Below are 26,819 nucleotides of genomic sequence, written 5' to 3'. Positions count from 1 at the left end.
TATTACTTTAATAAAAACAACATAATACATTATTATCAACAGGTATGAATAGGGCAGAAATGTGATCTGTGCACGGTTAGGATCTTACCCTGGCGAAAGATCCACCAACGTCGTTTTTATCCACAGATTATCCGTATGAGTTACGCACAAAACGGACAATTTCGCAAAAAAATGCCCGCGTCAAGGCTGTAAATCGAACCAGTGATCGGGAAAAATTTGGGTTATCCCATAAATCTGTGGATAAATAGGTGTAAGATCCTGTTTATTGTCGGTGGCTTCAGGTGCACAAGCGCCGGAGGGAATTTGTTTCCTGCGCGACGGAAGAAAAAAAGTCATGAAAAATCATGCTGCTATTAGTCTATTCCCGTGTCTTTTCCAGCCGATGTTCGCTGTGCACAAATGCAGTACATTTTTCAACCAAATCTGACGGACTTGCATTATGGCGTTTTTATCCCCTCTTCCCCTTCCGCCGGAAAACGAACGGCAGCTGTTTGAACGAGCACAGCAGCTTGCCGGCTTTACCCTGGGTGAACTGGCCGTGCGTGCCCAGTTGCCGATCCCCAAGGATCTGAAACGTGATAAAGGTTGGGTGGGCATGCTGCTGGAGCTGTACCTCGGCGCCATGGCGGGCAGCAAACCGGAGCAGGATTTTCCCGAACTGGGCATTGAGTTGAAAACCATCCCGATTGACGCTGCCGGCAAGCCGCTGGAGACCACCTTCGTCTGCGTAGCACCGCTTACCGGCAACAGCGGCGTTACCTGGGCCAGCAGTCATGTACGCCATAAGCTGGCGCGGGTATTGTGGGTACCGGTAGAAGGCGAGCGACAAATCCCACTGGCGCAGCGGCGCATAGGATCTCCGCTACTGTGGAGCCCGAGCGCCGCTGAAGAAGAGATGCTGCGCCGGGATTGGGAGGAACTGATGGACCTGATCGTGCTCGGCCACGTGGAGCGGATCACCGCTCGTCACGGAGAGGTACTGCAACTGCGGCCCAAGGCGGCCAACAGCAAGGCATTGACCGAGGCCATCGGCGAACAGGGCCAGCCTATCCTCACGCTGCCGCGCGGTTTTTATTTGAAAAAAAGCTTCACCGGCGCGTTATTGGCAAGACATTTCTTAATATGATCCTCTTTGTTTAAACCATGTTTAGCTAACAGTGTCGCCGTACCAATAAACGCGTATAATTCAGCCTTTGCATTTTATTAAGGTGTACTGGGTAATGTTCGATTGGATTATGGATCCCAATGCCTGGTTAGCGTTAGGTACGCTGACCATTCTTGAGATCATTCTGGGTATTGATAATATTATTTTCCTGTCTCTGGTGGTGGCCAAACTGCCGAAGGCACAGCAAAACAAGGCACGCCGTATCGGTCTGGCCGGCGCCATGCTGATGCGTCTGGGGTTGCTGGCTTCCATCGCCTGGGTGATCCGCCTGACCCACCCGCTGTTTACGGTGATGGACCACAGCATCTCGGCGCGCGATCTTATCCTGCTGCTCGGCGGGCTGTTCCTGATCTGGAAAGCCAGCAAAGAGATCCACGAAACTATCGAAGGGTCCGATGAAGAACACCACACGAAAGTGAACGGCTTCTTCGGCGCCATCGTGCAGATTATGTTACTGGATATCATCTTCAGCCTGGACTCGGTGATTACGGCGGTAGGCCTGTCCGATCACCTGTTTATCATGATGGCGGCGGTGGTGATTGCGGTTGGGGTAATGATGTTTGCCGCCCGGCCGATAGGCGAGTTCGTTAACCGCCATCCTTCTGTGAAAATGCTGGCGCTGGCGTTCCTGATTCTGGTGGGCTTCACCCTGATGCTGGAAAGCTTCCAGGTACATATTCCGAAAGGTTACATCTACTTTGCGATGTTCTTCTCGATGTCCGTCGAAGCGCTCAACCTGGTGCGAGGCAAGAAAAGCCAGCCAGTAGAGTAATCCCCACGGGAGCGAGCGAAAGCCGCTCCCGTTTGCATTTTTATCCTTCCTTCAACTCTTCTGCGTACTTTCTCTTACCAAGATAAGGACTTATCCGAAACACGAGGTATCCAGAGTTTGCTAATCTTGGAAGAAGACTCTTTTCTGCATACATACATAATTGAGGATCGGCAGGATGAAAAAGTGGGTAATGGCAGTTTCTGCGTTGGTGATCGCCGCCGGGCTGACGGGCTGCTCCAGCGATTACGTGATGGCGACCAAAGACGGCAATATGATCCTGACTCAGGGCAAACCCGAGATCGACCAGGATACCGGCCTGATCAGCTATAAAGATGAGAAAGGTAACAACCGCCAAATCAACGGCGATCAGGTTTCGCAGGTCATCGAACGTTAATCCCTCTACTATGTCAAGGTACAGCCAGGCGTCTAATAACTGCGTTTAATACCGCGACACCCCAAGCTTGAGACGGGTGAGGAGCACGATTAAGCGCAGCTATTTAGATGTAGCTTGAAAGACGACGGGGATATCGCCTCCTCTCCGCGCGATAGCCTCCTCCCTCCGCACTGAATCCACTTCCCCCATCTTCACGGCTTGGTTTATAGTCGAGAAAGGCGATATCACCGTCTCGCAGGTGATGAGACTCCTGTTTCACCGGGCGTAAAGGCCCGTAAGCGCTAACTTGAAAGGAAGGCCGTTAATGCAATACCACCGTATTCCCCACAGTTCTTTAGAAGTGAGCGTGCTGGGACTGGGCACCATGACCTTTGGCGAACAGAACAGTGAAGCCGATGCCCATGCGCAACTCGACTATGCATTAGCCGCTGGCGTCAACCTGATCGATACCGCAGAAATGTATCCGGTACCGCCCCGCCCTGAAACCCAGGGGCTGACCGAACAGTACATTGGCAGTTGGATCAAGGCGCGTGGCAACCGTGAGAAAATAGTGCTGGCCAGCAAAATCGCCGGGCCGGTACGCGGCACCGACAGCAGCATCCGGCCGCAACAGGCGCTGGACCGCAAAAATATCCGCGCCGCGCTGGACGCAAGCCTGAAACGGCTGAACACCGATTATCTCGATCTTTATCAGTTGCACTGGCCTCAGCGCCAAACCAACTACTTCGGCAAACTCAATTATCAATACACCGACGATAAAGCCACCGTTACCCTGTTGGAAACGCTGGAAGCGCTGACCGAACAGGTTCGCGCCGGTAAAATCCGCTATATCGGGGTATCCAATGAAACGCCGTGGGGCGTAATGCGCTACCTGCAGTTGGCTGAAAAACACGAGCTGCCGCGCATTGTCTCGATTCAAAACCCCTACAGCCTGCTGAACCGCAGCTTTGAGATCGCTCTGGCAGAGATCAGCCAGCACGAGGGCGTTGAACTACTGGCCTATTCCAGCCTGGCGTTCGGTACCCTGAGCGGCAAGTATCTGAACGGCGCCAAGCCGGCCGGAGCGCGCAATACGCTGTTCACCCGCTTTAACCGCTATTCTGCACCGCAAACGCAACTGGCGATTGCCGAGTATGTCGCGTTAGCCAAAAAGCACGGGCTGGATCCTTCGCAGATGGCACTGGCGTTCGTACGGCAGCAGCCGTTCGTGGCCAGCACCCTGCTGGGTGCCACCACGCTGGAACAGTTGAAAACCAACATCGACAGCTTTGACCTGGTGTTGGATGAAGACGTGTTGCAGGGGTTGGAAGAGATCCATACCCGCTTTACCATTCCCGCGCCATGAATAACTCGGGGCGCAGTTTGTTGCGCCCCGACAGCTGTCCGTTGCGGTTATTTCGTGCCGCGCTGTGAAAACCACAGCGCGGTAATCGCCAGCGCAAACACCGCGCCAAAACCAATTCCCACGCCGACCACCGGCACGCTCACTTTCACCGCCAGAGAGTACAGACCCAGCATGAGCAACATGGCGGTATTCTCCCCCAGGTTTTGTACTGCAATCGCATTGCCGGCGCCTACCGAACGTTTTCCTCGTTCCTGCAACAACGCGTTCAGCGGCACCACAAAGAAGCCCCCCAGCACGCCTATCGTCAGCAGCAGCGCATAAGCATTAAACAGGGTGGTTTGCAGCGCAAAGATTGCCACCGCCACACCAATCAGGATCCCGGCCGGCATACAGCGTTTCACCGTTTCCAGCGTGACAAAGCGCGCAGCCGCCCCGGCACCAATCACAATCCCTACCGCCACCATGGCGTTCAGCAGCGTCGGCGTGGCGTTATCGGCGATGCCAAGCGCCACCGGCACCCACAGCACCAACAGAAAACGCAGCGTCACCCCGGCGCCCCAGAACAGGCTGGTGCCAATCAATGAAAAGCGTGTCTGACCGTCGCGCCACAGCACAACGCATGCGTTGAAGAAGGCACGGGTCATCGCGCGCGGCGTCCAGGAAGCCGCCGGGTGCGCCGCCGGCAGGCGTGGAATGTACAGGTTGGCGATCACCGCCGCCGCATACACCAGCGCGCAGACCGCCAACGCCGCCACAATGTGCCAGTCGGCCAGCACGCCACCGGCAACCGAGCCAATCAGGATCGCGGCAATGGTGGAGGCCTCCATCAGGCCGTTGGCCTTGACCAGCTTTTCGCCGTGCGTGATTTCACCCAAAATGCCGTACTTGGCCGGGGAATAAGCGGCGGCACCCACGCCCACCAAGGTATAACCGAGGAAGGGATTAAGCCCGAAACAGATGACCAGCGCGCCGGCCAGCTTCAGACCATTCGCCACCATCATCACCCGCCCCTTGGCGAAACTGTCGGCGATCTGGCCGACAAAGGGCGCCAGAATGATATAGGTGGCGACAAACGCCATCTGCAAAATCGGTTGGCTCCAGTCGGGGTACAGTTGCTGCTTGATCAGCGCCAGCGTGGCAAACAGCAAAGCATTGTCGCCGAAGGCGGACAAAAACTGCGCGCAAATCACGGCAATCATGCTACGCGAGAGCAAAGGCGAGTCGGTATTCAACGATGGGTTCATCGGGCATTCTCCGGCTGTTCGGCCATTTTACGCAGGGTTACAAAGTCCGGTTTACCACTGCCGAGTACCGGCAAGGCTTTAAGCGGACGAATATCACGCGGCACCGCCAGTTCAGGGCTCCCCAACTCGCGCGCAGCACGCAGCAAGGCTTCGCGGGTGATGCTTGCGTCTGTGGTAAACAGCACCAGCGCTTCCCCCTTGCTGCTGTCGCTTTTCACCGTGGCGGCATGCTGCCCTTCCGGCGCCACGCGCTGCGCCAGCAACTCCACGCTCTCCAGCGAGACCATTTCGCCGGCCAGTTTGGCAAAGCGCTTTACCCGGCCGCGAATGACGCAATAACCCTGCTCGTCCAACGTGACGATATCGCCGGTGTCGTACCAACCCGGTTGCAGATTGCCATTTTCATCTTCCGCCGCCGGCGGTTCCAGTTCTCCCGGGCGTTCCACCCGCAGATAACCTTTCATGATATTCGGGCCTTTCAACTGCAGGCGGCCACCGTTATCAATGCCCGGCACCTTCATCAGACGCGCCTCCATCGTCGGCATAATGCGGCCCACGGTACCCACCTTCGCCGCCAGCGGAACGTTGATCGACACCACCGGCGCACATTCGGTTACGCCATAGCCTTCCAGAATGCGGATGCCGTATTTGTCCTGATAAATCTGTTTGGTGCTGTCCGCCAGTTTTTCCGCGCCGGCTACCACGTAACGCAAGCGGGCAAAATCATACGGATGGGCGAAGCGCGCATAGTTATTGAGGAAGGTGGCGGTACCAAACAGCACGGTACAGTTGCGGTCATACACCAGTTCGGGCACCACGCGGTAATGCAACGGGCTGGGGTAAAGGAAAATGCGGCTACCGGTCATCAGCGGGGTCAGCAGCCCGACCGTCAGGCCGAACGAATGGAACAGCGGCAGCGATGACATAAAACGGTCACGCGGGGTGAAATCGGCGATGGTGCGGATCTGTTCAACGTTGGCCAACAGGCTGGCGTGGGAATGCACCACGCCTTTTGGGTTACCTTCCGACCCCGAGGTAAACAGGATCAACGCGGCATCGTCCGGCTGTTGCGGCAACATGGCATGCGCCGGCTGGAACAGGTGGCGCAGGATCCACAGCTTGTCTGCCAGGGTCAGGGTATCTTTAAGATCCTCCAGGTACACCCAGTTGGCCTCCGGCACCTGCTCCGGCAAGTGTGTCAGTTTGCCCTTTTCCAGGAACTGGCGCGAAGTGACGATGGTTTTGATGGTCGCGGCAGTCATCGCGCTTTTCAAACCCTTGGAACCGGCGGTGTAGTTGAGCATCGCCGGAATGCGATTGCGCACAGAGGCGCCGAAAATCGCCGCCACGGTGATGGTGGCGTTCGGCAACAACATGCCGACATGTTCACCCTCGGCGGTAAAGCGCTGCAGGATACGGCTGACGCCCAACGATTTTTTGATCAGTTGCCGGTAGCTGTCTTCCTTGAAGGAGATGTCTTCGATGCAGGGTTTGTTGCGACCATAGCGGTGCTGAGCCGCCAGCAGGGCGCGGAACAGGGTTTGCGGCTCGCGAGTGTCCATCCGCGCCTTCATCATAATCTGCATCAGCCGGTCACCGGCCAATGCGCGACGATCGCGGGCGCGCGGCGCTTCCGGCATCGGCAGCGACGTCGGCGGTAAAATACGGATGCTGATCTGCGGGAACCAGCGGATCTTGAACACGCCGGCCATGCGGCCAAAGGGGCTGAACTCGGCGCCGTCCAGCCGTACCGGTACCAGGGTCGCGCCCGATTTGGCGGCGATAAACGCGGCGCCGTCATAAACCTTCATCAGCGAACCGGTAACGGTGATACGCCCTTCAGGGAACACCACGATCGGCCGGCCCTGTTCGATCATACGCACCAGCTGTTTGATCGCCATCGGTTTGGTCGGGTCGAGATAGACCAGATCGATATAGGGTTTCAACCAACGCATAAACCAGCGATCGCCGATGCTGGCATAGACCGCAAACACCGGTTTAATCGGTAAAAACAGCGCCAGCAATAGGCCGTCGAGGAAGGAGATATGATTGGGCGCAATCAATAGCTTAGGCTGTTCGAAGTGCCGGGCATCACCCTCAACGCGAATTCGATACAGCAGGCGGAACAGCGTGCGCAGCACGGAAAGGATCATGCCCTTCTCCCTTTAGCCAAAATGAGCGTAAACAGTTGTAGGGAAAAGAATACTATACGGCAGGCAAAAAAAAACCTACGCATCCGCGTAGGTTGGTGCAAGTGAAAATGGCTTCAACATACAGAGCATGCTGATTTCTCACCAATCAATACCTCTGGGATCACCTACTCTAGAGAGATGCCGATCAAGAAACTACCGACGAATCGCAAGAGTTCTGCTCTAAATGCAACCAGCTGTAAATTTCCCGCATTTTATGGAAATAACTCAATGAAACTTAAACAATCCTGGGGTCGGAAGGAGACAAAATCGAATCCTGCGCAGGCGGGCTGGGAGGGCGTCAGGCAAAAAAAAACCTACGCATCTGCGTAGGTTGGTGCAATTAATATGGGTTCAACACACGAGTTGTTGAAACTCACCAATCAATACCTCTGGGACGTTCAATTTACCCCGTTGCGTCGAAAGCCAGCCAGCGGGCAATCGCAACATTAGGGCGCAAAGTGTAACCAGCGGTGTATCCCCATCGCCTTTCAAGCTTCAGCGTTGTCGGCTGCACTCTGTCAGGGGAACGGGCGGATATACGCGCCCGATTAACGTGGGCGCGGCATGCCGCGCCCCCGAGTCTGGCTGGAGATGAACACCCCCGTCGCCTGGCAGCAATGCGAGCTCCTTAAGAAGGCATCGATGTTTTACCGTACGCTTACCTCAACCAGGCAGCTCATGGCATTCGGCCCCTGCGTCAACGGCGAGGTGCCGATATCCAGCGTTAAAACGTTCGGGTTGCCGGACTGCTCCACCGCCAGGCGCTGCGCGCCAAAGCCCGGGTCGAACCAGGCGCCGGTGGCCATCAGCACTACACCACGGGTGACGCCATCAGTGATGGCAACACCCGCCAGGCAACTGCCGCGCGCATTGCTGACCTGCACCTCGGCGCCCTCGGCAATACCGCGCATCGCCGCATCCTCCGGGTGCATATGCAACGTCTCTCGGCCCGCCGTTTTATTGCCCTGCGCCAGCGGCGCCGGATCCATCTGGCTGTGCAGCCGGTCGCCAGGCTGGATGGAAATCAGATGTAGCGGCCACTCTTTGGCCTGCGGCGCGCCCAACCATTCAACCGGCGGCTGCCACTGCGGGTGAGGTGCAAAATCCGCATAACGGTAACCGGCGATTTTCTCGCTGAACAACTCAATTTTGCCGCTTGGGGTTTGCAATGGATTGGCCTGCGGATCGGCACGGAAATCGTCAAAGAAAACAAACTCCTTCGCCGGTGTCGGCAGTTCTACGTAGCCTTTACGCCAGAAATCCGCAAACTCCGGCCACTCGACGCCAGTACCTGCCTGCGCCTGCCCGCACTGCTGATAGATAGATTCGATCCAGGCCTGTTCGTCGCGGTTTTCGGTGAATTGTTCACGGTAACCGAGCCGCTCCGCCAGATCGGCGAAAATATCAAAGTCGTTACGAGCCTGATGCTGCGGCGCTATCGCCTGGTGCATCGCCAGCACATAGCGATCGCGCGATGAACCGCCGATATCGTTGCGCTCCAGCGAGGTAGTGATCGGCAACACGATGTCCGCCATCTTCGCCGCCGACGTCCACCAGATATCCTGCACAATCACCGTATCCGGTTTTTGCCACCCTTCCACCAGCCGATTCAGCTGTTGATGGTGATGGAATGGGTTGCCGCCGGCCCAGTGAACCAGATGGATATCCGGGTAGTGCAGCGTTTCCCCACGGAACGAGTAAGGCTCGCCGGGTTGCAGCAACATGTCGCAGATGCGCGCTACCGGGATCGCCAGCCCGCAAGGATTGGTGCCCACCGGCATCATTGGCCCCGGCGTATCCACCCGCGGGTTGCCGACGCCGTTCATTGAGCCGTGGCCAAACGAGAATCCGCCGCCCGGCAGGCCGACCTGGCCGAGCATCGCCGACAGGGCGATCATCATCCAGTACGGCTGTTCGCCGCGGTGGGCACGCTGAACCGAATAGGAGCAGGTAATAAAGCTGCGTACGCCGATCAATTGCTGCGCCAGCAGACTGATACGCGCAGCCGGAATACCGGTGATAGCACTGGCCCATTCCGGCGTTTTCGCCACGCCGTCGTCCGTGCCGCGCAGATAATCCGCCAATTGCTCGTAACCCACACAATGGCTATAGAGGAAAGCCTCATCCTGCGCGCCCCGGCGCTGAATTTCATACGCCAGCGCCAGCATCAGCGCCACGTCGGTGTTGGGGCGGATCGGGATCCATTCGGCATTCACAAACGCCGGGCAATCATCACGCATCGGGCTGATGTTGATCACCGGGGTGCCTTTCTGCGCCAGCTTCTGCAGCCAGGGTTTGAGCGTATGCTCCGCTGCGCCGCCAGAGGATATCTGGGCATTTTTCAACGCCAGCCCGCCGAAGGCGACAAACAGCTCACAGTGTTCGACCACGCTCGGCCAACTGGTCACGCGCCCGGTCAACGGGGTAAAGGTGCCGATAACGTACGGCAGGAAAAATTGCGCCGCGCCCCAGCTGTAATTGCCCAGTTGGTCAACGCCACCGCCGCCGCTGAAATAAAAACGCCGCACCAGCGAGCGCGCATGATGCAGTCGCCCGGCGGATGACCAGCCATAAGAGCCGGTAAACAGGCCTGAAGGGCCGTAGCGATCGCGCACGCGGCGGTTTTCTTCCGCAACCAGATCAAGCGCGAGATCCCAGTCCACTTCAACAAAATCTTCCCGGCCACGCAGCGTGCGATCGCTGCCCTCGCGCTTCTGCAGCCAGGAACGCCTCACTGCCGGCTTGCGGATACGCTTGTCGGAATAGACCATTGGCGCGATGGAATTGAGCAGCGGGGAAGGATCCTGATCGTCGGCGAAAGGCTCACAGCGGATGAGCCTGCCGTCTTCAACCACGGCGGTATACGCCCCCCAGTGTGCGAGTTGCGGGTAACGTTTAATGGACATGAGGTTCTCGGACAATCAATAGATGCACAAAAGTAACATCAGCCGACGCGCGGTTTCAAAGCACAAATTGCTCTATCACTGTACCTTGCGAGCCTAAGCGCACATTAAATCGCTCATATCTGCAACGGCCGCCACAAGTTGCGATCACCACCGCTTGCAGCCCCGGGCTTTTTCCGCAAAACTGGGGAATGTAAGCGATTACCCAGGATGTATTACAGATATGGCTACGATAAAGGATGTTGCCAGGCTGGCGGGTGTTTCCGTGGCCACGGTGTCTCGCGTGATAAACAATTCCCCGAAAGCCAGCGAAAGTTCGCGCACTGCGGTGCTGGCGGCGATGGAACAACTGCAGTACCACCCTAACGCCAACGCCCGCGCGCTGGCGCAGCAATCGACCGAAACGCTTGGGCTTATCGTGTCCGACGTTTCCGATCCCTTCTTTGGTGCCATGGTCAAGGCTGTGGAACAGGTGGCCTACGCCACCCATAACTTCCTGCTGATTGGCAACGGTTACCACGAGGCTGAAAAAGAGCGTCAGGCGATTGAACAGCTGGTACGGCACCGCTGTGCCGCGCTGGTGGTTCACGCCAAAAAACTGACCGATAACGAACTGAGCGGCTGGATGCAGCAGATACCGGGCATGGTGCTGATAAACCGCACGCTGCCGGGCTTTGAGGCACGCTGCGTGGCGCTGGACGACCGTTATGGTGCCTGGCTGGCCACCCGCCATTTGATCCAGCAGGGGCATCAACGCATTGCCATCGTCTGCTCCACCCACCAGATTTCCGACGCAGCGGACCGTTTGCAAGGCTATCTCGACGCGTTGCAGGAGCATGGCATTGCGGTGGATGAAAAACTGATTGCCTACGGTGAGCCGGACGAAATTGGCGGTGAACAGGCGATGACCGAGTTGCTCGGGCGCGGCAAACACTTCACCGCAGTGACCTGTTATAACGACTCAATGGCCGCCGGCGCACTCTCGGTGTTGAGCGACAACAGTGTGGACGTACCGGCCCAAATGTCATTGATCGGTTTTGATGACGTGCTAATTTCACGCTACCTGCGGCCACGCCTGACGACCATTCGCTATCCGGTGGTGGCGATGGCGACTCAGGCTGCCGAACTGGCGCTGGCGCTGGCCAACAACCAGCCGCTGCCGGAGATCACCAACATGTTCAGCCCGACGCTGGTACGGCGCCATTCGGTCGCCAGCATCAATAACGTTTACGAACAGAATTAAACCAGTGCCCGGTGGTACAGCCGCACCGGGCGGTCAGGGTAATCCAGCGCGTCGCCAATGTAATGCCAGCCGTGGCGTTCGTAATAACCGCTGAAATCGCTGTACAGATAAAGTTCGCTGAAGCCCGCTCGCCGGCTGTAGTCCTGCACGTGTTGTTGCAACCTCAGACCAAGACCGCTGCCGCGCTGGCTTTCATCCACGTACAGCGCCGCCAGCCAAGGGGTCAGATCCTGGCGGCTGATCAGGTCACAGCGCCACAGACCGACGGTGCCCACCAGCTTCTCCCCCTGCAACGCGATAAAGGTGATCGGCAAATCCGCTCCTCGCAGGCCGCTTTCTACCACACTGGCGAAAAATGCCCGGCTGTTTTCGTTGCCGAACGCCCGCCATTGCCAGTCGACCACCTGCTGCAGGTGCTGCGGGTAATCCGCCAGAGGCACAATGTTAATCATATTTCCGCTTCCTCTCGTTGCCCGATCGCAGTCTAGTGCCGTTCCGCCACCGCGTAAACCCGATGGCAAAAAGCCAGGCAGCCAAGCGCTAACCCTATGCTAGACTGAGCGTTATTTGCCGCAGCGGATGTTGAAAAGGGGTTAGCCACTGATGATCACCATGTTGGATGTTTCCCTTCGCGCTGGGGTATCTAAAGCCACGGTTTCACGCGTGCTGAATGGCACCGGCCAGGTGAAAAAAAGCACCCGCGACGCGGTATTCAAGGCGATGGACGAACTGGGTTACCGCCCGAACTTCCTCGCCCAGTCGCTGGCGAACAAAAGCTCCAACAGCATTGGGCTGGTGGTCTCCAACTTCGACGGCCCTTATTTCGGGCGTCTGCTGCGCCAGGCCGCCAAACTTATCGAGGCCAGCGGCAAGCACCTGATAGTCACCGATGGTCACGATACGCCAGAAGATGAGCTGCAGGCGGTGCAGTTGTTGGCCGATCGCCGCTGCGACGCGATCATTCTTTATACCCGTTTCATGTCCGAATCGGCGTTAATGGCCTTGCTGGACAGCCTGCCGGTACCGATCATGGTGATCAATCGCGATTTGCCGCAGGCGCGTGCGCGCTGTGTTTTCTTCGAACAGCAGCAGGCCGCCTTCCATGCGGTCGATTACCTGATTCAACAGGGGCACCGCGAGATTGCCTGCATCACCGGTCCTATCGCCACCCCCACAGCCCAGGCGCGACTGGCGGGTTATCAACAAGCGCTTGAACATCACAAGATTGCCTTCGACGATGCCCGCGTGGCCTATGGCGACAGCAGCGTGCAAAGCGGCTATCAGGGCAGCCGCAGCCTGCTGGCCGCCGATACCGGCTTCAGTGCCCTATTCGCCTGCAACGACGATATGGCCGTCGGTGCGATGAAAGCGTTGCACGAAGCGGGCAAGCGCCTGCCGCAGGACGTCTCGTTATTCGGCTTTGACGACGAACCCAGCGCCGCCTATTTGCAACCCGCGCTATCCACCGTTTACCTGCCGATAGACGTGATGATCGAAGCGGCTATCAGCCAGGCTTTCCGCCTGATCAATGGCGAAAACCTCTCCCCGCTTTCCCCGTTCACCGGCGAACTTCGGCTGCGCGACTCCGTGGCTCCAGGCCCCTACGCCGGTTGAGATTCTTGGGCGAAAACGCTGATTGCGCACTGCGCCGCATTTATTTTTCTGCGATTTCCCATCCCCCACCAGTCCGCATATTGTCACCACAATAACCTTTACACTATATAGCATAAAAGCTATATTCAGAGCGTGGTATGTGGTAAGTAGTAACCGTCGAACGATTCGACGACTGGTTTTTATCACTGAACGGCGATGAACAAAAAAGCCTGTTGGCAGGAATATTCAAATTGCAGGAATTCGGCCCGCTGTTGGCTCGTCCGCATGCCGACACTTTGCATTTTTCCGGCTCAATAAAGCATCTTAAAGAGCTGCGCATTCAGCACCGCGGCCGCCCGTTTCGGGTGTTTTTCGCCTTTGATCCGCAACGGCAAGCGGTATTGCTATGCGGTGGTGATAAAACAGGCGATAAACGCTTTTACCAGCGCCTGTTGCCCATCGCCGCCATGGAGTTTTCACATTATCTGGCAACCCAGAGGTAACGCATATGGCCAAGCCTTTATCAAATTTGATCGATAAACTCGATCCCACCGTCGTTGCGGCAGCCCGGCAAAAGGCGGAGAAAGAAATTTTTGAATTGCGGCTGGCGATGCTGCGGGAAGAACTTGCGGTATCTCAGGTAGAACTGGCGAAACGGCTTGGCATCAGCCAGCCGTCGGTCGCTAATCTGGAAAAGCGCGGTAGCGAAATCAAACTCTCTTCACTGAAACGCTACATTGAAGCCATGGGCGGCACGCTTTCGTTAGAGGTTGAGCTGCCCAACGGCCAGCATCGGCGGATGACACTCTGAGGCGGGCGCAGCGCGCTGCGCCCGTCGGTATCAGATGAGTTCCAGCGCAATCAACTCTTCTATGGTCTGCCGGCGGCGGATCAGCCGTGGTTCCCCCTTTTCGAACAACACTTCCGGCAGCAGCGGACGGCTGTTGTAGTTTGAAGACATCGAAGCGCCATAGGCACCGGTATCATGGAATACCAGATAGTCGCCTACCTGCACCGGCGGCAATTCGCGGGTTTCGATGCCGCCACCGGCCTGTTGGGTGAACACGTCGCCGGATTCGCACAGCGGCCCGGCAATCACGGTGTCGCGCAGCGGCTGATGCTCGGTATTGCGGCCATCGGCCGGCAGCAGAGAAATATGGTGATAGCTGCCATACATCGCCGGACGCATTAAATCGTTAAAGCCTGCATCCACCAGCACAAAGTGGCGGCTGCCCATGTCTTTCACCGCACGCACTTCGGCGACCAACACCCCGGCTTCCGCCATCAGGAAGCGACCGGGCTCGATCTCCAGGCTCACCGGGTGGCCCAAATGGGCGGCAATGCGCTCGCGCGCGCTGTTCCAGAGGCCAAAATAGTGTTCAGTATCAATCGCCTCTTCGCCGTATTGATAGGGGATCGACAGCCCGCCGCCGGCAGAAATCGCGCTGAAATCATGACCCAGATCGATCACCTGCTGCACCATGGCGTCACACACTCGCTCCAGATGCTGGTAATCCACGCCCGAACCGATATGCATATGCACACCGATCAGCTTCAGGCCGTATTGCTGAATTTTTTCCACCGCCTGCGGCAAATCGGCATACCAAATCCCATGCTTGCTGTTCTCGCCGCCGGTATTGGTTTTCTGGCTATGGCCGTGACCAAAGCCCGGGTTGATACGCAACCACACCGGGTGGCCAACGGAAACCTGGCCCAGTTGATCCAGCATATCGATCGAGCCGACGTTCACCGGGATTTTCAACTCGCTGACGCGCGCAAGCGTCGCGTGGTCCAGCACGTCGGCGGTAAACACGATGTCGCTTGGCTCACCGCCCGGCTGAAAACCGGCCTGCAGCGCACGCTCAATCTCGCCCAGCGAGACAGAGTCCACCTTGACGCCCTGTTCGCGCATCAGGCGCAGAATATGAATATTCGAGCAGGCTTTTTGGGCAAAGCGGATCACGTCAAAATGGCGCAACTGGCTGATGCGCTCACTGATGATAGCTGCGTCATAGGCCCATACCGGGCAGCCAAAACGCTGAGGCAAGGCCAGCAGGTTAGCGGCATTGAGGGCGGTCGTCGTGTCGTGCAAAGCGCGTGGCATAGTGATATTCCCGGATCAAAAATATGGCTGAAGTAATGTCGCCAATAGTGCCGCACTCTTTCTTGTGTGGAAAATATCTATTTAGCCGAAGTCTATTCATTTATGATATGGGCTTGCCCGTTCATGGAGTGTGCCGATGCACGCGATTACCCTGCGCCAGATTGAAATTTTCCATGCGGTGATGACCACCGGCAATCTGACCGAGGCGGCAGCGCTGTTGCAAACCTCACAGCCCACCGTCAGCCGAGAACTTGCCCGCTTCGAGAAGCTGATCCAGCTACAGCTGTTCGATCGGCTGCGCGGACGTTTATACCCGACGGTGCAGGGCCTGCGGCTGTTCGAAGAGGTGCAGCGCTCCTATTACGGCCTGGAGCGCATCGTCAACGCCGCTGCAGGTATCCGCCAGTTCCAGCAGGCGCAACTTTCCATTGCCTGCCTGCCGGTATTCTCGCAGTCGCTGCTGCCGGTGGTGTGCAAACCCTTTATCGATCGCTACCCGGAAGTCAGTTTCAGCGTGATACCGCAGGAGTCACCGTTGTTGGAAGAGTGGCTGTCGGCGCAGCGCCACGATCTGGGTCTGACGGAAAACACCCTGACCCCGGCGGGCACAGAGCGGATGACGTTGATGACGCTGAACGAGGTGTGCGTGCTGCCGGCCGGGCATCCGCTGCTGGCGAAAACGGTGCTGACACCACAAGACTTCGACGGACAAAACTTTATCAGCCTGTCGAGCACCGACAGCTACCGTCAGTTGCTCGACTCGCTGTTTAATGAGGAAGGCGTTAAGCGCCGTCTGGTCATGGAAACCCACAGCGCAGCATCGGTGTGCGCCATGGTGAAAGAAGGCGTAGGGTTGTCGATAGTCAATCCGCTGACGGCGCTCGATTACGCCAACAGCGGCGTACATGTACGGCCGTTCAGCGTTGAAGTGCCTTTTACCGTCAGCCTGATCCGGCCGCTGCACCGCCCTTCCTCGGCGCTGGTCACGGCCTTCATTCAGCATTTGCAGCAGCAGGCAGAGAGCCTTCCCGCCCGCCTGGCCGCAGTGATTAAGCGCTAGCCGGCCGTTTGGCCCGGCTGAAAGTCACCAGACACAGCACCAACCCCAGCAGCGCAATCGCCGCGGCGGCCAGCGGCACGCTGGTCAACCCCAGCCCCTGTGCAATCACCACGCCGCCGACCCAGGCACCAATGGCATTGCCCACGTTAAACGCGGCGATGTTCAGCGTGGAAACCAGGTTCGGTGCTTTTTTACCGTAGGTCACGACGTTGATCTGCAGCGCCGGTACCGCGGCAAACGCAGCAGCCGCCCACAGGAACAGGGTCATTTCCGCCGGCACCATGGAATGGCTGGTCCAACTGAACAGCGCGGCAAAGAAGGCAATCACCAGAAACGTGCAGGTCAGCGTAACCGGCAAACGCCAGTCTGCCAAACGGCCGCCGACGATGTTACCCAGCGTCAGGCCGACCCCCATCAGCAACAGCGTCCAACTCACGCCGTGCGACGAAATGCCGGTCACCTCAGTCAGTAACGGTGCGATATAGGTAAACAGCGCAAACATCGACGCAGCAAAGGCGACCGTCATCAGCAGCGAAAGCCAGATACCGCCGCCGCGCAGGGCCGCCAGCTCTTTTTTCAGATCGGTTGGCGCTTCATCCTCCACCGCCGGCAACTTGCTGTACAACGCCAGCAGGGACAGCACACCGATGACCGCCACCGCCCAGAAGGTGGAACGCCAGCCCAATGCCTGCCCCAGCGCGGTGCCGAGCGGCACCCCCAGCACGTTGGCCAACGTCAGGCCGGTGAACATCAACGCCACCGCAGAAGCGCGGCGATTCGGCGGTACCAGATTGGCGGCCACCACCGCACCGATGCCGAAGAACGCACCGTGGCACAACGCGGTAACAATGCGCGCCAGCATCAGGAAATCGTAGCTGTAACCCAGCGCGCACATGATATTGCCGAAGATAAAAATCACCATCAGCAACAGCAGCGTATTCTTGCGCGGCAGCTTCGCCGTCAGCAGCGCCATGATCGGCGCACCTATCGCCACGCCGAGGGCATAGCCGCTGATCAGCCAGCCGGCTGAAGGGATTGAGACCTGAAGATCCCCCGCCACCTCAGGCAGCAGCCCCATAATCACGAACTCGGTGGTGCCAATGGCAAATGCACTTAACGCCAGTGCAAGCAGAGAAACAGGCATGTGTAACGCTCCCAGTCGACAAAGCCCCGGCATCAGGCGCACGGGGCCGGTAAAAACTCGCGGAATTGCCGGACAGCCTGACAGGCTGCCCGCGAAAAAGGGTCAGAGATGTTGTTCAATCTGTGGGTTATTTTCTTAACCCTATAATTATTAAGTCTTATTCGCTCTTTGCACGCTACAGAAATAGCACGGCGACCGGCGAAAAAACCAGTGACAACGCTACCCTTGAGCACAAAAAGCCCCCATCCGCCCGCTAAACGCTTGAATGCGCTGACGATGAAAAATGTGTGAAAATGTTGCTACCCTGTTAACGATATCAGCGCAGCGTCGCCCGCCAGGCGGGATCATTGGCAAACCACTCCACCAGAAAATCCAGCATGGTGCGCAAGGTGGCCGGCATTTGGCGACGCGAGGTATAAATACCGTAAATCCCCATCGACTGCGGCCGATAATCCGGCATCAGTTCTATCAGTTCACCGCTTGCCAGCAATGGCGCCGCCGAATAATAAGGCTGCATGGAAATGCCGGCGCCCTGCACCGTCCCCGCCATCAGCACCACCGATTCATTGGCACTGAGGTTGCCGCTGACCGCCACCGCCGATTTCACGCCCTGAGAATCAAAATGCCACAGGCTTTTACCGAAGTAGGAATAAGTCAGGCAGTTGTGCAGCGCCAAATCCTGCGGATGGCGCGGCGTGCCGTGCGCTGCCAGATAAGCCGGGGAAGCGCACACCACCGAAGCGCAAGAGGAAAGCGGGCGGGCGATCAGATTGGGGTCCAGCTCATTGGTGATGCGCAGCGCCAGATCGATGCGCTCCTCCACCAGATTCACCGCCCGATTATTCATTTGCAAATCCACCGCCACCTGCGGATGGCGTTTGAGGTATTGGGCCACCGCCCCCACCAGCGCTGTCTGGCCCAGCGACTGTGAACAGGTGATGCGCAGCAGACCGCGCAATTCATCGCTTTGCTCGCCTTCGACCAAATCAATCTCACCCGCCAGCGCCAGCATCTGCCGGCAACGTTCGAGAGTGCGCTCTCCGGCGTCAGTCAGACTAAGCTTACGGGTAGTGCGGTGCAGTAAACGCGCGCCGGCCCATTGCTCCATCTGCGCCAGATAGCGCGTCACCATCGCTCGCGACATTTCCAGCGTTTCCGCAGCGGCAATCATGCTGCCGCGATCAACGATGGTGATAAAAACCTCTGCTGCGGTAATGCGATCCATGATTCATCCGATTTACGCAATGAATAATTGCTCATTATCCGGTTTTTCTAACGCTTTATGCAACCTAACATCTGTACAACAACAACTGATACCCAAAAGGACCTCTGCCCATGTTTAAGAAATCATTATTGACCCTGGCTTTCGCCGGCATCGCCACAGTAAGCACCTACGCCGCCGCGGCTGACTCCCTGACCATGGAAGTGTACAACCCGGGTGAGAAAAGCGTGTTCCCGGTTTCTTCGGAAATCATCAGCGGTAAACACGAAGTAGCGCTGATCGACGCCCAGTTCCAACGCAACGACGCCGAAGAACTGGTGAAAAAGATCAAAGCGACCGGCAAGACGCTGACCACCGTCTACATCAGCCATTCCGATCCGGATTTCTACTTTGGTTTGGACGTGATCAAAGCTGCGTTCCCGCAGGCAAAAATCATCGCGTCACCGGGTACGATCAAAGAAATCAACGCCACCAAAGACGGCAAAATGGCTTACTGGGGCCCGATCCTGAAAGACAACGCACCTAAAGCGGTAGTGGTTCCGCAGGCATTGCAGGGTGACAGCTTCACTATCGACGGCCAGAAAGTGGAAGTGAAAGGCCTGACCGGCCCAACGCCGGAACGCACCTACGTGTGGATCCCTGAACTGAAAGCGGTAGTGGGCGGCGTACCGGTAGCCGGTGACAATATCCACCCGTGGATCGCCGATAACCAGACCGTGGAATCCCGCGCTCACTGGCAACAAACGCTGGAAGGCATCAAGGCGCTGAAACCGAAAGTCGTCGTCCCTGGCCACTTCCTGCCGGGAGCACCGCAGACTCTGGAATCCGTGACCTTCACCCAGAACTACCTGACCACGCTGGAAGCTGAGCTGCCGAAAGCCAAAGATTCTGCGGCGCTGATTGCGGCAATGAAAAAGCATTACCCGAACCTGAAAGATGAATCTAGCCTGGAACTGAGCGCCAAGGTGCTGAAAGGCGAGATGAAGTGGCCGCAATAAGCGCGTCGCCAATCAAACGACATTGCCTTTGACAGGCTCAATGTTCTGCGGCGCGAAGCCGCAGAACATCACGAGGAATAAAGATGACCGGTACAACTCTGCATTACGTTTTCGATCCGCTGTGCGGCTGGTGCTATGGCGCGGCGCCACTGGTGAAGGCGGCCAAGAGCATTCCGGGGCTGACTGTCGCCCTGCACGCCGGTGGCATGATGACCGGCAATAATCGCCGCCAGATCACGGACGAATGGCGTAACTATGTGATTCCGCATGACAAGCGCATTGCGGAGCTGACCGGCCAGACCTTCGGTGAAGCCTATTTCAATGGACTGCTGCGTGATACCACGGCAGTGATGGACTCCGAGCCGCCGATTACTGCGATTCTGGCGGCGGAAGCGCTGGGGGGACACGGGGTGGATATGTTGCACCGCATTCAGATAGCGCATTATCAGGAAGGCCGACGCATCGCCGATACCCCGGTGCTGGAAGCCCTGGCGAAAGAGCTGGGCCTGCCCTCGGCTCCGTTCATTGCCGAGATGCGCTTTAACGCCGGCGCACCGACCGCACAACACATTGCGGAAAGCCGCGCGTTTCTTGCCAAAGTCCAGGGCCAGGGATTCCCGACCTTTGCGCTGCAAGACAGCGAAGGCCAGCTACGCCAGATCCCGGCAGGCAACTATTTGGGCAACGTTGATGCCTGGAAAGCGTTGTTGAACAGCGCGGTGAACTGGGCTTAATACCGGCTTCGGCTGCGAGCTCCGCAGCCGATTATTCGACCCGGACGAAAGTCCCCTGCGCCTGCACGTTAAAACCAAATCCGCAGTCGCCCCTGGTACTCATATCCACCGCATCCGCCGTAAATTGCATCACCACATCACAGGCCATCCCGTCCTGCGGCTCCCGCTGACGGTACACCGCCTTGCCCCGTTCAATCGGCAATACCTTGGCGAACTCGCCCATATTCGGTCCGTAATACAACCCCATTTGCGGCATATAATAGCCGGAATAATTAATCAGCCAGCGTTCGCCCTGCGGTTTGACCTCTACTTCGCTCCATACGCCGCGCCCGGCGTACTGCCAATAGACGCCACCCGGCCCGCTCGTCGGCGGCTGCTTTGCCAGACGTTGCTGCAGCAGTTTCAGATTATGCTGGGATTTCGCATCCTTCGGCGCCAACTCCAGATAAGCGCGCGCCTTGAGCAATTCACCGGCGTGCATCAGCGCCAGCGCCACATTGTTATAGGCGGTGGCAATTGCCTGATCGTTCAGGCCGCAAAACTCGCTCCAGGCGGCCTGATCACGGAAAACATCGGCCGCCCGGCCATAATCGCCCCGCTTATAAGCGCTTTTCCCCAGTGCGGCGTAGCCCGCCACTTTCTGGCAATCGGCATCAATATCCGGCTCATCAATATGTGCCATCACCTGGCCGCTGGCGAGCGCACCATAGGTCAACAGCAGGGGAACCAACGCCTTCATGCCTTATCCTTTCCAGAGTGAGTAACCGGTAATTCGGCGCCAGTATAACCCTCATGCCCCCCGGCTTCACCTCTAAGGATTCACCCGCAATATTTCAAACGGTTAGCCCCGTTAAAACTGCTTACATGTCACGGTTTGTTTGTTACCAGGCGGCGGCTCATGCTGATCGGAACGTAAAAAAACCGAGAACCCTATGAACAGCCCTCCTACGCAAAAACACGCTGTCTGGCAGTTGATTAAACCTTTTTGGGTTTCGGAAGAGAAATGGCGAGCCTGGTCGATGCTGATCGCCATCGTCGCCCTCTCGCTCGGGCTGGTGTATATCAGCGTGCAGATCAACCAGTGGAACCAGGTGTTCTACGACGCACTGCAAAACAAAAACTACCCGGTGTTCAAGACGCAGCTGTGGCGTTTCACCTATCTGGCGCTGATCTTCATCGTGCTGGCGGTGTATAAAATCTACCTGACGCAGGGCCTGCAAATGCGCTGGCGGCGCTGGATGACGGAAAAATTCATGGGTAAATGGCTGGCGCATCAGGCCTATTATCATACCGAGCAACAGCAGATCGTCGATAACCCGGACCAGCGTATCGCAGAGGATCTCAACGTCCTGACCCAGTACACGTTATCGCTTTCGCTTGGGCTGCTCTCCAGCCTGGTGACGCTCTTTTCCTTTGTCGCCATTCTGTGGCACGTCAGCGGGCCAATGACCTTTATGATTAGCCAACACACCTTCACCGTTCCCGGCTATATGGTGTGGTTCGCTCTGTTGTACGCCGGGCTGGGTTCCCTGCTGGTCTGGTGGGTCGGCAAGCCGCTGGTCCAGCTAGGTTTTAACCAGGAGCGTTATGAGGCGAACTTCCGTTTTGGCCTGATCCGCATCCGCGAAAACAACGATGCCATCGCGCTGTATCACGGCGAACCCCGCGAGGCGCAACAGTTGGGCGACCGTTTTGATACTATTCGCGCCAACTGGTGGTCGATCATGCGCATCACCCGGCGGCTCAACATCGCTTCCAACTTTTACAGCCAGTTCGCCATTGTTTTCCCGCTGCTGGTGGCGGCGCCACGCTATTTTTCCGGCGCCATCCAGATGGGCGGCATGATGCAGATCGCCTCCGCTTTTGGCGAGGTGCAGGGAGCGCTGTCGTGGTTTATCGACGCCTTCAGCGATCTGGCTACCTGGAAAGCCTGCGTGAACCGTCTGGCCGGCTTTAATGCCGCAGTGGATCAGGTTCACCATCAGCAACGCGGTATTCAACTGCGGCCGGAGAGTGCCCAGCCGTTGGTGCTTGATAGTCTCAGCCTGCAACTGCCGGACGGCCAGAATTTGCTGGATGCAAGCTCTATGACGCTGAAGCGCGGCGAACGCGTGCTGATCGTCGGCCCGTCGGGCTGCGGCAAGTCAACGCTATTGCGCGCCATCGCCGGTATCTGGCCGTACGGCTCCGGCACCATTGGGCTCGATGCCGCCAGCCGCGCATTATTCCTGCCGCAACGCAGCTACATTCCGATAGGCACATTGCGAGAAGCCCTCAGTTACCCCCACCTCGCCGCCGAATACAGCGATGAGCAACTGCTGAAAGTACTGGAAAATTGCCGTCTGAAACATTTGCAGCGCTGGCTGGACACCAGTGCCAACTGGAGCCAACGTCTGTCGCCGGGTGAGCAGCAGCGGTTGGCCTTTGCCCGGGCCATTTTGACCCGTCCGGATATTCTGTTCCTCGACGAGGCCACCAGCGCGCTGGACGACGAAACCGAGCAACTGATGTATTGCCTGCTGGTCGATGAGCTGCCGCAGGTGACGCTGGTGAGCGTGGCTCACCGCAACAGCGTGGCCAAATACCACCAGAGTTGCTGGCGCTTTAGCCGCCCGGAACAAAACGAACCGGCACGCATGGCGCTTGGCCCGCTGCCCGTCGCCGGCTAACGGAGCGACAGTGGCCCAATGAACAAGCTTATCGTTCATCGGGCCACCGAATCGCACTTAGGTACATCCACTCCTCCCGCAATAGACGCCAGATCCCATCGGCGTCGGTTAGATGCCCCCTTGTCAGTCCCCGAGTTCTTCCCTAAACTTGCGCACAGATATCGGCCCCCTGTCGGTACGTAAGCGTTAACGTCAATCAACGCATCATGTCTTGCAGCATTGATTGGCTGCATGCTGGTGCGAGGAATTCATGTCATACCCTGCTTTATCCCCAAAATCTGCCGCCATAAAACGCAGCCGTTTACGCCATCCCTTATTGCTGGTGGCCGGTATCATGTTGATCGCCGCCAATCTGCGCGCCGCGCTGACCAGCGTTGGCCCGTTACTGGAACAGATCCAACGACAGCTAATGTTGTCCGCCACTTCCGCCGGCTTGCTTAACTCACTGCCGTTGATACTGTTTGCCGTGCTCTCGCCGGTGACGCCGGGCCTGGCCAAACGCATGGGCATCGAACGCACGCTGGGCATGGCGCTGCTGCTGCTTGCGACAGGCATCGTTCTGCGCTCTCTGCCGCAAGCAGGCATGCTGTGGATAGGCAGCATAGTGATCGGCGCCGCCATCGCGTTTGCCAACGTGGTGTTGCCAACGCTGGTCAAACGCGACTTCCCCAGCCGAGCCGCCGCCATGATTGCCGGCTATGCGGCGGTAATGTCGCTGGCTGCCGCTACCGCCTCCGGTCTGGCAGTGCCGCTGGCAGAACTGAAGAACCTCGGCTGGCGTTTCTCTCTGCTTTGCTGGAGCCTGCCGGCCCTGTTGGCGCTGCTTGTCTGGTTGCCGCAGTTGCGCCGCCCACCGACCGTAACGGCCGGTGACGCGCGACAGGCCCCATTGACGCCATCCCGCTCGCCATGGGGCAGCGCGCTCGGGTGGCAGGTAGCGCTGTTTATGGGCTTACAGTCCATCACCTTCTATACCATTATCGGTTGGTTCAGCGCCTTTGCCGCCAGCCACGGCACCTCGCCGCAACAGGCCGGTTTCGAACTGTTTATCTACCAGGTGGTGGCGATCGCCGCTAACTTTGCCATGGTATTTATTCTGCCGCGCGCGCGCGATCAGCGTGCTATCGCGTTGTGCGCTTCATCGCTGATTTTTATTGGCGTCACCGGCCTGATGTTGCTGCCAGAAAGCTCGCTGATATGGCTGATTTTTGCCGGATTGGGGGCGGGAAGTTCTTTGGTGCTGGCGCTGTCATTCTTTGGTTTGCGCAGCAGGCATCAGCACCAGGCCACGCAGTTGTCGGGCATGGCACAATCGGTAGGCTATTTACTGGCGGCGCTGGGCCCAACGTTGTTCGGCCTGTTGCACGACCTGACCCAGGGTTGGCAATTGCCGCTAAGTATCCTGCTGGGCCTGACCCTGCTGCAAATGCTGTTTGGCGTTCTCGCCGGGCGTAATCGCATCATCCGCTAACGTCGTGACGGGTGGGTAGCGCCGGTGCAGGATCCGGGGCGTCCGCCTGCCAGAGATCGTCAATAAAATCGCGCTGTGCAGCGTTCAACTGCCAGCGAGGCGGTATCCTGGCAAGACTACGTTCTTTGGCGCTCTTGCCGTTTTTAACGCGTTTTTTGTCCATCGACATGTTTCCTAAATCATCAGCAACCCATAAATCGCGGCGGCAACACCCAACCAAAATACCCCACAGCCGATAAACACGCACAGCCAAGCCTTACGTTTGATGTCTACTCCATCCTTGCTTATCACTCTGCGCCTCACCAATAGATTAAATTGATTGACACTGCATTATTGATACGTTTAAACAATCAATAAAGTAGCCTTGCACTATGGACATTTAAATAAAACATGCTGGCAACCTACTCTGAACGACGAGCACGACGGGAAAACAGTTCCACGCTTCGCACAGACTAATAACAACCCAATAATCAGTATTCAGGCAGTGTGCCACGATACAAACGATCAAAATCAAACCATTGGTAAATGAATTATTATTAAAACTAATGATTGGATTTAACCGAAATTGGCGGGAGGTTTGAGGGCAAAGACAAATAAAGGAGAGAGCTTCCGCTGCGGGTTAAAGGACTGGCCCCATCGTTCAGGCCGCGTAAACGGCCTGAACAGGGTGAGATAAATCAGCTAATCTGCGTAACAGAGTCCTTGCTGGCGCGCTCACGTTCGCTGCCGGACAATTCAATGAGACGCCCGTCACGCATTTGCAGCAGCCGATCGGCATGTTCGAAATAGTGGTCGTCATGGCTGATGGCAAATACCGTTTTACCCAACTCGCGCAGCTGAGGTAACAACTCGCGATAAAAAATGCGCCTAAATTGCGGGTCCTGATCCGCCGCCCATTCGTCCAGTAGCAGGATATCTCGCTGTTCCGCCACCGCCAGCAGCAGCGCCAGACGTTTGCGCTGCCCTTGCGACAGTTGAGGATTGGTCACCCGCAGGCCATTAAATTCCAGTTTACCTTTCATGTTCAACCGGTTAAGCCAACGCTCCACCAGTTCGGCGTCAGGCTGTTGACCATCGGGCCCCTGCAAATGGTGGAATGGGTGAAAATCGGTAAAGATAGCGGAAAACAAACGGCGATAGCCGGGCATGCTAGCCAGGTTCTGCTCGACGCCATCCAACAGGATCTGTCCACTGACCGGTTGATATAACCCGGTCAACAGCATCGCCAGCGTGGATTTTCCGCTGCCGTTGCCGCCAATCAGAAACACCAACTCACCGCGGCGCAATGTCACAGAGACCGGCCCGACGGCAAACCCGGCTTTCTGCTCCGTAGCGCCGTAATGAAATACGATGTCACGCAGTTCCAGCGTTTCCCAGGTTTTGGCTTCAACCGCAGGAAACGCAGGCTGATAATCGGCAAGCCTCAGGGCTTTGATCTTATTGAAAGCCACTTCGGCACCGATCAGCGTCGGGAAAGCCCCCACAGCCTGCAGCAATGGCGTGCGCAGAAACAGCAGTGTCAGTGAATAGGTAGCCGCAACGGCGGTATTTGCCCAGCCCAGACTGTTGGCCATATAGAACACGAGACCAATAGCCCCCAGCATCATGATATTCGACCAGTTCACAGCGCTGAGATGGAAGGTATCGGCACGGATAATCTGGTAGCGGTAGTCTTCAGCATCCGGTTGATAGGCCTGTTGGTAGAGCGCTTTCGCGCGGTCGCGGTTCAGCGCCAACTCTTTACGCCCGTCAATGGCTGACTGGTAGTGTTGGTAAAGATGCTCTTCCGCCTCACGCACGCTGCTCAGGTGACGATACACCCGCGATACCAGATATCCGCTGCCAATCACCGTCACCGCCACCCAAACTGCGGTCACCGCCAGCATTCGCGGTGAAAGCCAACCCAGATAGGCCGCAGACCCCAGCGTCAGTATCACCCCCTGCACCAATTCTGGCAGGCGGACAAAGGCAAGGGTGATGGTGCGGATGTCGCTGGCCAGGCTCGCCAGTAGAGAGGCGCTGCCCAATTGTTCAATCCGTTCGATATCGGTATCCAGGATCCGCTTCACAAGTTGGCCGCGCAGCCGGAACACGAAATGATGACCGAGCGTGGTCAGCGCCAACTGAGATCCTAACGTCACCGCCATCAACAGCGCCAGAATCCCGAGGAATTCCGGCAGCACGGTCAGTGGGTTGCCGGTCACCGTCATCAACCGCAAATTTATAAAGGCAATGATACCAATGCCCAGCGCCGCGCTGGTCATGGTCAACGCCATTACCGCCAGAAACGGCCAACGATACTGGTGGTAAACCACCCTAAGCAACTCCATGAGAAACCCTTACCCTGCCATCTTGAGATGGCAAGCATTGTAAGCGGCGAGAGAATGATATCAATAATAATTCTCATCCATGCCCCTTCATCTGCAGAAACTTAATCCGCACAGGTAACGATAAACGGAGGGGGGAGCCTGGCCTATCTGAGAAGAAAGCTTTATCGGCAGCATTAAATTATTTCAAATAAAAAGAGACTGCAAATTAACAAAAAGAAACAAACAGCAGCATTGTT

The 26,819-nt window shown here is 57.2% G+C and carries 23 protein-coding genes and 1 pseudogene; 13 read left to right on the top strand and 11 right to left on the bottom strand.

From position 1 onward, the window contains the following. Positions 1-439 precede the first annotated feature (439 nt). The 4 genes from mutH (at position 440) to SPL01S_RS12645 (ending at position 3,676) form a co-directional block, all read left to right on the top strand. A complete protein-coding gene (gene mutH, locus SPL01S_RS12660; protein WP_063200254.1) occupies positions 440-1,126 on the top strand; it encodes a DNA mismatch repair endonuclease MutH in 687 nt (228 codons plus the stop codon). A gap of 94 nt (positions 1,127-1,220) precedes the next feature. Next, entirely contained in the window at positions 1,221-1,937 is a 717-nt protein-coding gene (locus tag SPL01S_RS12655) for a TerC family protein (protein WP_063200251.1), read from the top strand. 175 nt (positions 1,938-2,112) lie between these two features. Continuing rightward, positions 2,113-2,331, top strand: coding sequence for a YgdI/YgdR family lipoprotein (locus tag SPL01S_RS12650; RefSeq protein WP_004952287.1), 219 nt, complete (start codon positions 2,113-2,115; stop codon positions 2,329-2,331). Positions 2,332-2,635: 304 nt separating this feature from the next. After that, positions 2,636-3,676 carry an NADP(H)-dependent aldo-keto reductase gene (locus SPL01S_RS12645; protein ID WP_004952289.1) on the top strand — a complete coding sequence of 347 codons (1,041 nt, stop codon included), beginning with the start codon at positions 2,636-2,638 and terminating at the stop codon, positions 3,674-3,676. Between the two features lie 47 nt (positions 3,677-3,723). On the opposite strand, the gene lplT is transcribed toward SPL01S_RS12645, so the two are convergent. The 3 genes from lplT to SPL01S_RS12630 form a co-directional block, all read right to left on the bottom strand. Beyond that, positions 3,724-4,920 carry a lysophospholipid transporter LplT gene (gene lplT, locus SPL01S_RS12640; protein WP_063200248.1) on the bottom strand — a complete coding sequence of 399 codons (1,197 nt, stop codon included), beginning with the start codon at positions 4,918-4,920 and terminating at the stop codon, positions 3,724-3,726. Further along, positions 4,917-7,073, bottom strand: coding sequence for a bifunctional acyl-ACP--phospholipid O-acyltransferase/long-chain-fatty-acid--ACP ligase (gene aas / locus SPL01S_RS12635; protein WP_063200245.1), 2,157 nt, complete (start codon positions 7,071-7,073; stop codon positions 4,917-4,919). The genes lplT and aas overlap by 4 nt, the downstream gene beginning before the upstream one ends. Before the next feature lie 686 nt (positions 7,074-7,759). Then, positions 7,760-10,018 (bottom strand): molybdopterin guanine dinucleotide-containing S/N-oxide reductase, encoded by a 2,259-nt coding sequence (locus tag SPL01S_RS12630; RefSeq protein WP_063200242.1) that lies wholly within the window; start codon positions 10,016-10,018, stop codon positions 7,760-7,762. 220 nt (positions 10,019-10,238) lie between these two features. On the opposite strand from SPL01S_RS12630, the gene galR reads away from it, so the two are divergent. Further along, entirely contained in the window at positions 10,239-11,258 is a 1,020-nt protein-coding gene (gene galR / locus SPL01S_RS12625; protein WP_004952299.1) for an HTH-type transcriptional regulator GalR, read from the top strand. Here galR and SPL01S_RS12620 read toward each other — a convergent pair. Next, positions 11,255-11,710 carry a GNAT family N-acetyltransferase gene (locus SPL01S_RS12620; protein WP_062868389.1) on the bottom strand — a complete coding sequence of 152 codons (456 nt, stop codon included), beginning with the start codon at positions 11,708-11,710 and terminating at the stop codon, positions 11,255-11,257. The two genes, galR and SPL01S_RS12620, sit on opposite strands and share 4 nt — an antisense overlap. 151 nt (positions 11,711-11,861) lie before the next feature. On the opposite strand from SPL01S_RS12620, the gene SPL01S_RS12615 reads away from it, so the two are divergent. The 3 genes and pseudogenes from SPL01S_RS12615 to SPL01S_RS12605 all read left to right on the top strand — a co-directional run bounded on the left by SPL01S_RS12615 (position 11,862) and on the right by SPL01S_RS12605 (position 13,662). After that, positions 11,862-12,872: a LacI family DNA-binding transcriptional regulator gene (locus SPL01S_RS12615; protein ID WP_062868390.1), complete on the top strand. Its 1,011-nt coding sequence runs from the start codon at positions 11,862-11,864 to the stop codon at positions 12,870-12,872. A gap of 146 nt (positions 12,873-13,018) precedes the next feature. After that, positions 13,019-13,354, top strand: a pseudogene (locus SPL01S_RS12610) (type II toxin-antitoxin system RelE/ParE family toxin); the annotation flags it as partial. Between the two features lie 5 nt (positions 13,355-13,359). Then, positions 13,360-13,662 (top strand): helix-turn-helix domain-containing protein, encoded by a 303-nt coding sequence (locus SPL01S_RS12605; RefSeq protein ID WP_063200237.1) that lies wholly within the window; start codon positions 13,360-13,362, stop codon positions 13,660-13,662. Between the two features lie 30 nt (positions 13,663-13,692). On the opposite strand, the gene lysA is transcribed toward SPL01S_RS12605, so the two are convergent. Beyond that, positions 13,693-14,955, bottom strand: coding sequence for a diaminopimelate decarboxylase (lysA, locus tag SPL01S_RS12600; RefSeq protein ID WP_063200234.1), 1,263 nt, complete (start codon positions 14,953-14,955; stop codon positions 13,693-13,695). Between the two features lie 136 nt (positions 14,956-15,091). Here lysA and SPL01S_RS12595 point away from each other — a divergent pair, with 136 nt between their 5' ends. Next, positions 15,092-16,015, top strand: a complete 924-nt coding sequence (locus SPL01S_RS12595) for a LysR family transcriptional regulator (protein WP_004952309.1) — start codon at positions 15,092-15,094, stop codon at positions 16,013-16,015. On the opposite strand, the gene SPL01S_RS12590 is transcribed toward SPL01S_RS12595, so the two are convergent. Beyond that, the gene (locus tag SPL01S_RS12590) at positions 16,005-17,159 is read right to left on the bottom strand and encodes an MFS transporter (RefSeq protein WP_004952311.1); all 1,155 of its coding nucleotides are present in this window, start codon (positions 17,157-17,159) and stop codon (positions 16,005-16,007) included. The two genes, SPL01S_RS12595 and SPL01S_RS12590, sit on opposite strands and share 11 nt — an antisense overlap. A 316-nt stretch (positions 17,160-17,475) precedes the next feature. Continuing rightward, complete coding sequence (locus tag SPL01S_RS12585) at positions 17,476-18,384, bottom strand: LysR family transcriptional regulator (RefSeq protein ID WP_004952315.1); 909 nt, start codon at positions 18,382-18,384, stop codon at positions 17,476-17,478. A gap of 110 nt (positions 18,385-18,494) precedes the next feature. Here SPL01S_RS12585 and SPL01S_RS12580 point away from each other — a divergent pair, with 110 nt between their 5' ends. Together SPL01S_RS12580 and SPL01S_RS12575 are read left to right on the top strand one after the other, a co-directional pair. Then, positions 18,495-19,379 carry an MBL fold metallo-hydrolase gene (locus SPL01S_RS12580; protein WP_062792605.1) on the top strand — a complete coding sequence of 295 codons (885 nt, stop codon included), beginning with the start codon at positions 18,495-18,497 and terminating at the stop codon, positions 19,377-19,379. Positions 19,380-19,462: 83 nt separating this feature from the next. Further along, a complete protein-coding gene (locus SPL01S_RS12575; protein ID WP_062868394.1) occupies positions 19,463-20,113 on the top strand; it encodes a DsbA family protein in 651 nt (216 codons plus the stop codon). A gap of 31 nt (positions 20,114-20,144) precedes the next feature. On the opposite strand, the gene SPL01S_RS12570 is transcribed toward SPL01S_RS12575, so the two are convergent. Further along, positions 20,145-20,852, bottom strand: a complete 708-nt coding sequence (locus tag SPL01S_RS12570) for a tetratricopeptide repeat protein (RefSeq protein WP_063200231.1) — start codon at positions 20,850-20,852, stop codon at positions 20,145-20,147. A 193-nt stretch (positions 20,853-21,045) separates the two neighbouring features. Between SPL01S_RS12570 and SPL01S_RS12565 the strand changes: the two genes are divergently transcribed. Together SPL01S_RS12565 and SPL01S_RS12560 are read left to right on the top strand one after the other, a co-directional pair. After that, positions 21,046-22,782, top strand: a complete 1,737-nt coding sequence (locus SPL01S_RS12565; protein WP_063200227.1) for an ABC transporter ATP-binding protein/permease — start codon at positions 21,046-21,048, stop codon at positions 22,780-22,782. A 250-nt stretch (positions 22,783-23,032) separates the two neighbouring features. Next, positions 23,033-24,253, top strand: a complete 1,221-nt coding sequence (locus SPL01S_RS12560) for a CynX/NimT family MFS transporter (RefSeq protein ID WP_063200223.1) — start codon at positions 23,033-23,035, stop codon at positions 24,251-24,253. Here SPL01S_RS12560 and SPL01S_RS25480 read toward each other — a convergent pair. From SPL01S_RS25480 to SPL01S_RS12555, 3 genes are all read right to left on the bottom strand, one after another. Next, positions 24,243-24,416: a YciX family protein gene (locus tag SPL01S_RS25480; RefSeq protein ID WP_169800858.1), complete on the bottom strand. Its 174-nt coding sequence runs from the start codon at positions 24,414-24,416 to the stop codon at positions 24,243-24,245. The genes SPL01S_RS12560 and SPL01S_RS25480 overlap by 11 nt on opposite strands. An 11-nt stretch (positions 24,417-24,427) precedes the next feature. After that, complete coding sequence (locus SPL01S_RS24600; protein WP_006327629.1) at positions 24,428-24,544, bottom strand: YmiA family putative membrane protein; 117 nt, start codon at positions 24,542-24,544, stop codon at positions 24,428-24,430. A 386-nt stretch (positions 24,545-24,930) separates the two neighbouring features. After that, positions 24,931-26,583, bottom strand: a complete 1,653-nt coding sequence (locus SPL01S_RS12555) for a multidrug ABC transporter permease/ATP-binding protein (RefSeq protein WP_063200219.1) — start codon at positions 26,581-26,583, stop codon at positions 24,931-24,933. Positions 26,584-26,819: the final 236 nt, after the last annotated feature.

The sequence above is a fragment of the Serratia plymuthica NBRC 102599 genome (genome assembly GCF_001590925.1).
GTDB lineage: Bacteria > Pseudomonadota > Gammaproteobacteria > Enterobacterales > Enterobacteriaceae > Serratia > Serratia plymuthica.
The sequence above is the reverse complement of the archived record's forward strand: the minus strand, read 5'-3'. Positions and strand labels throughout refer to the sequence as shown.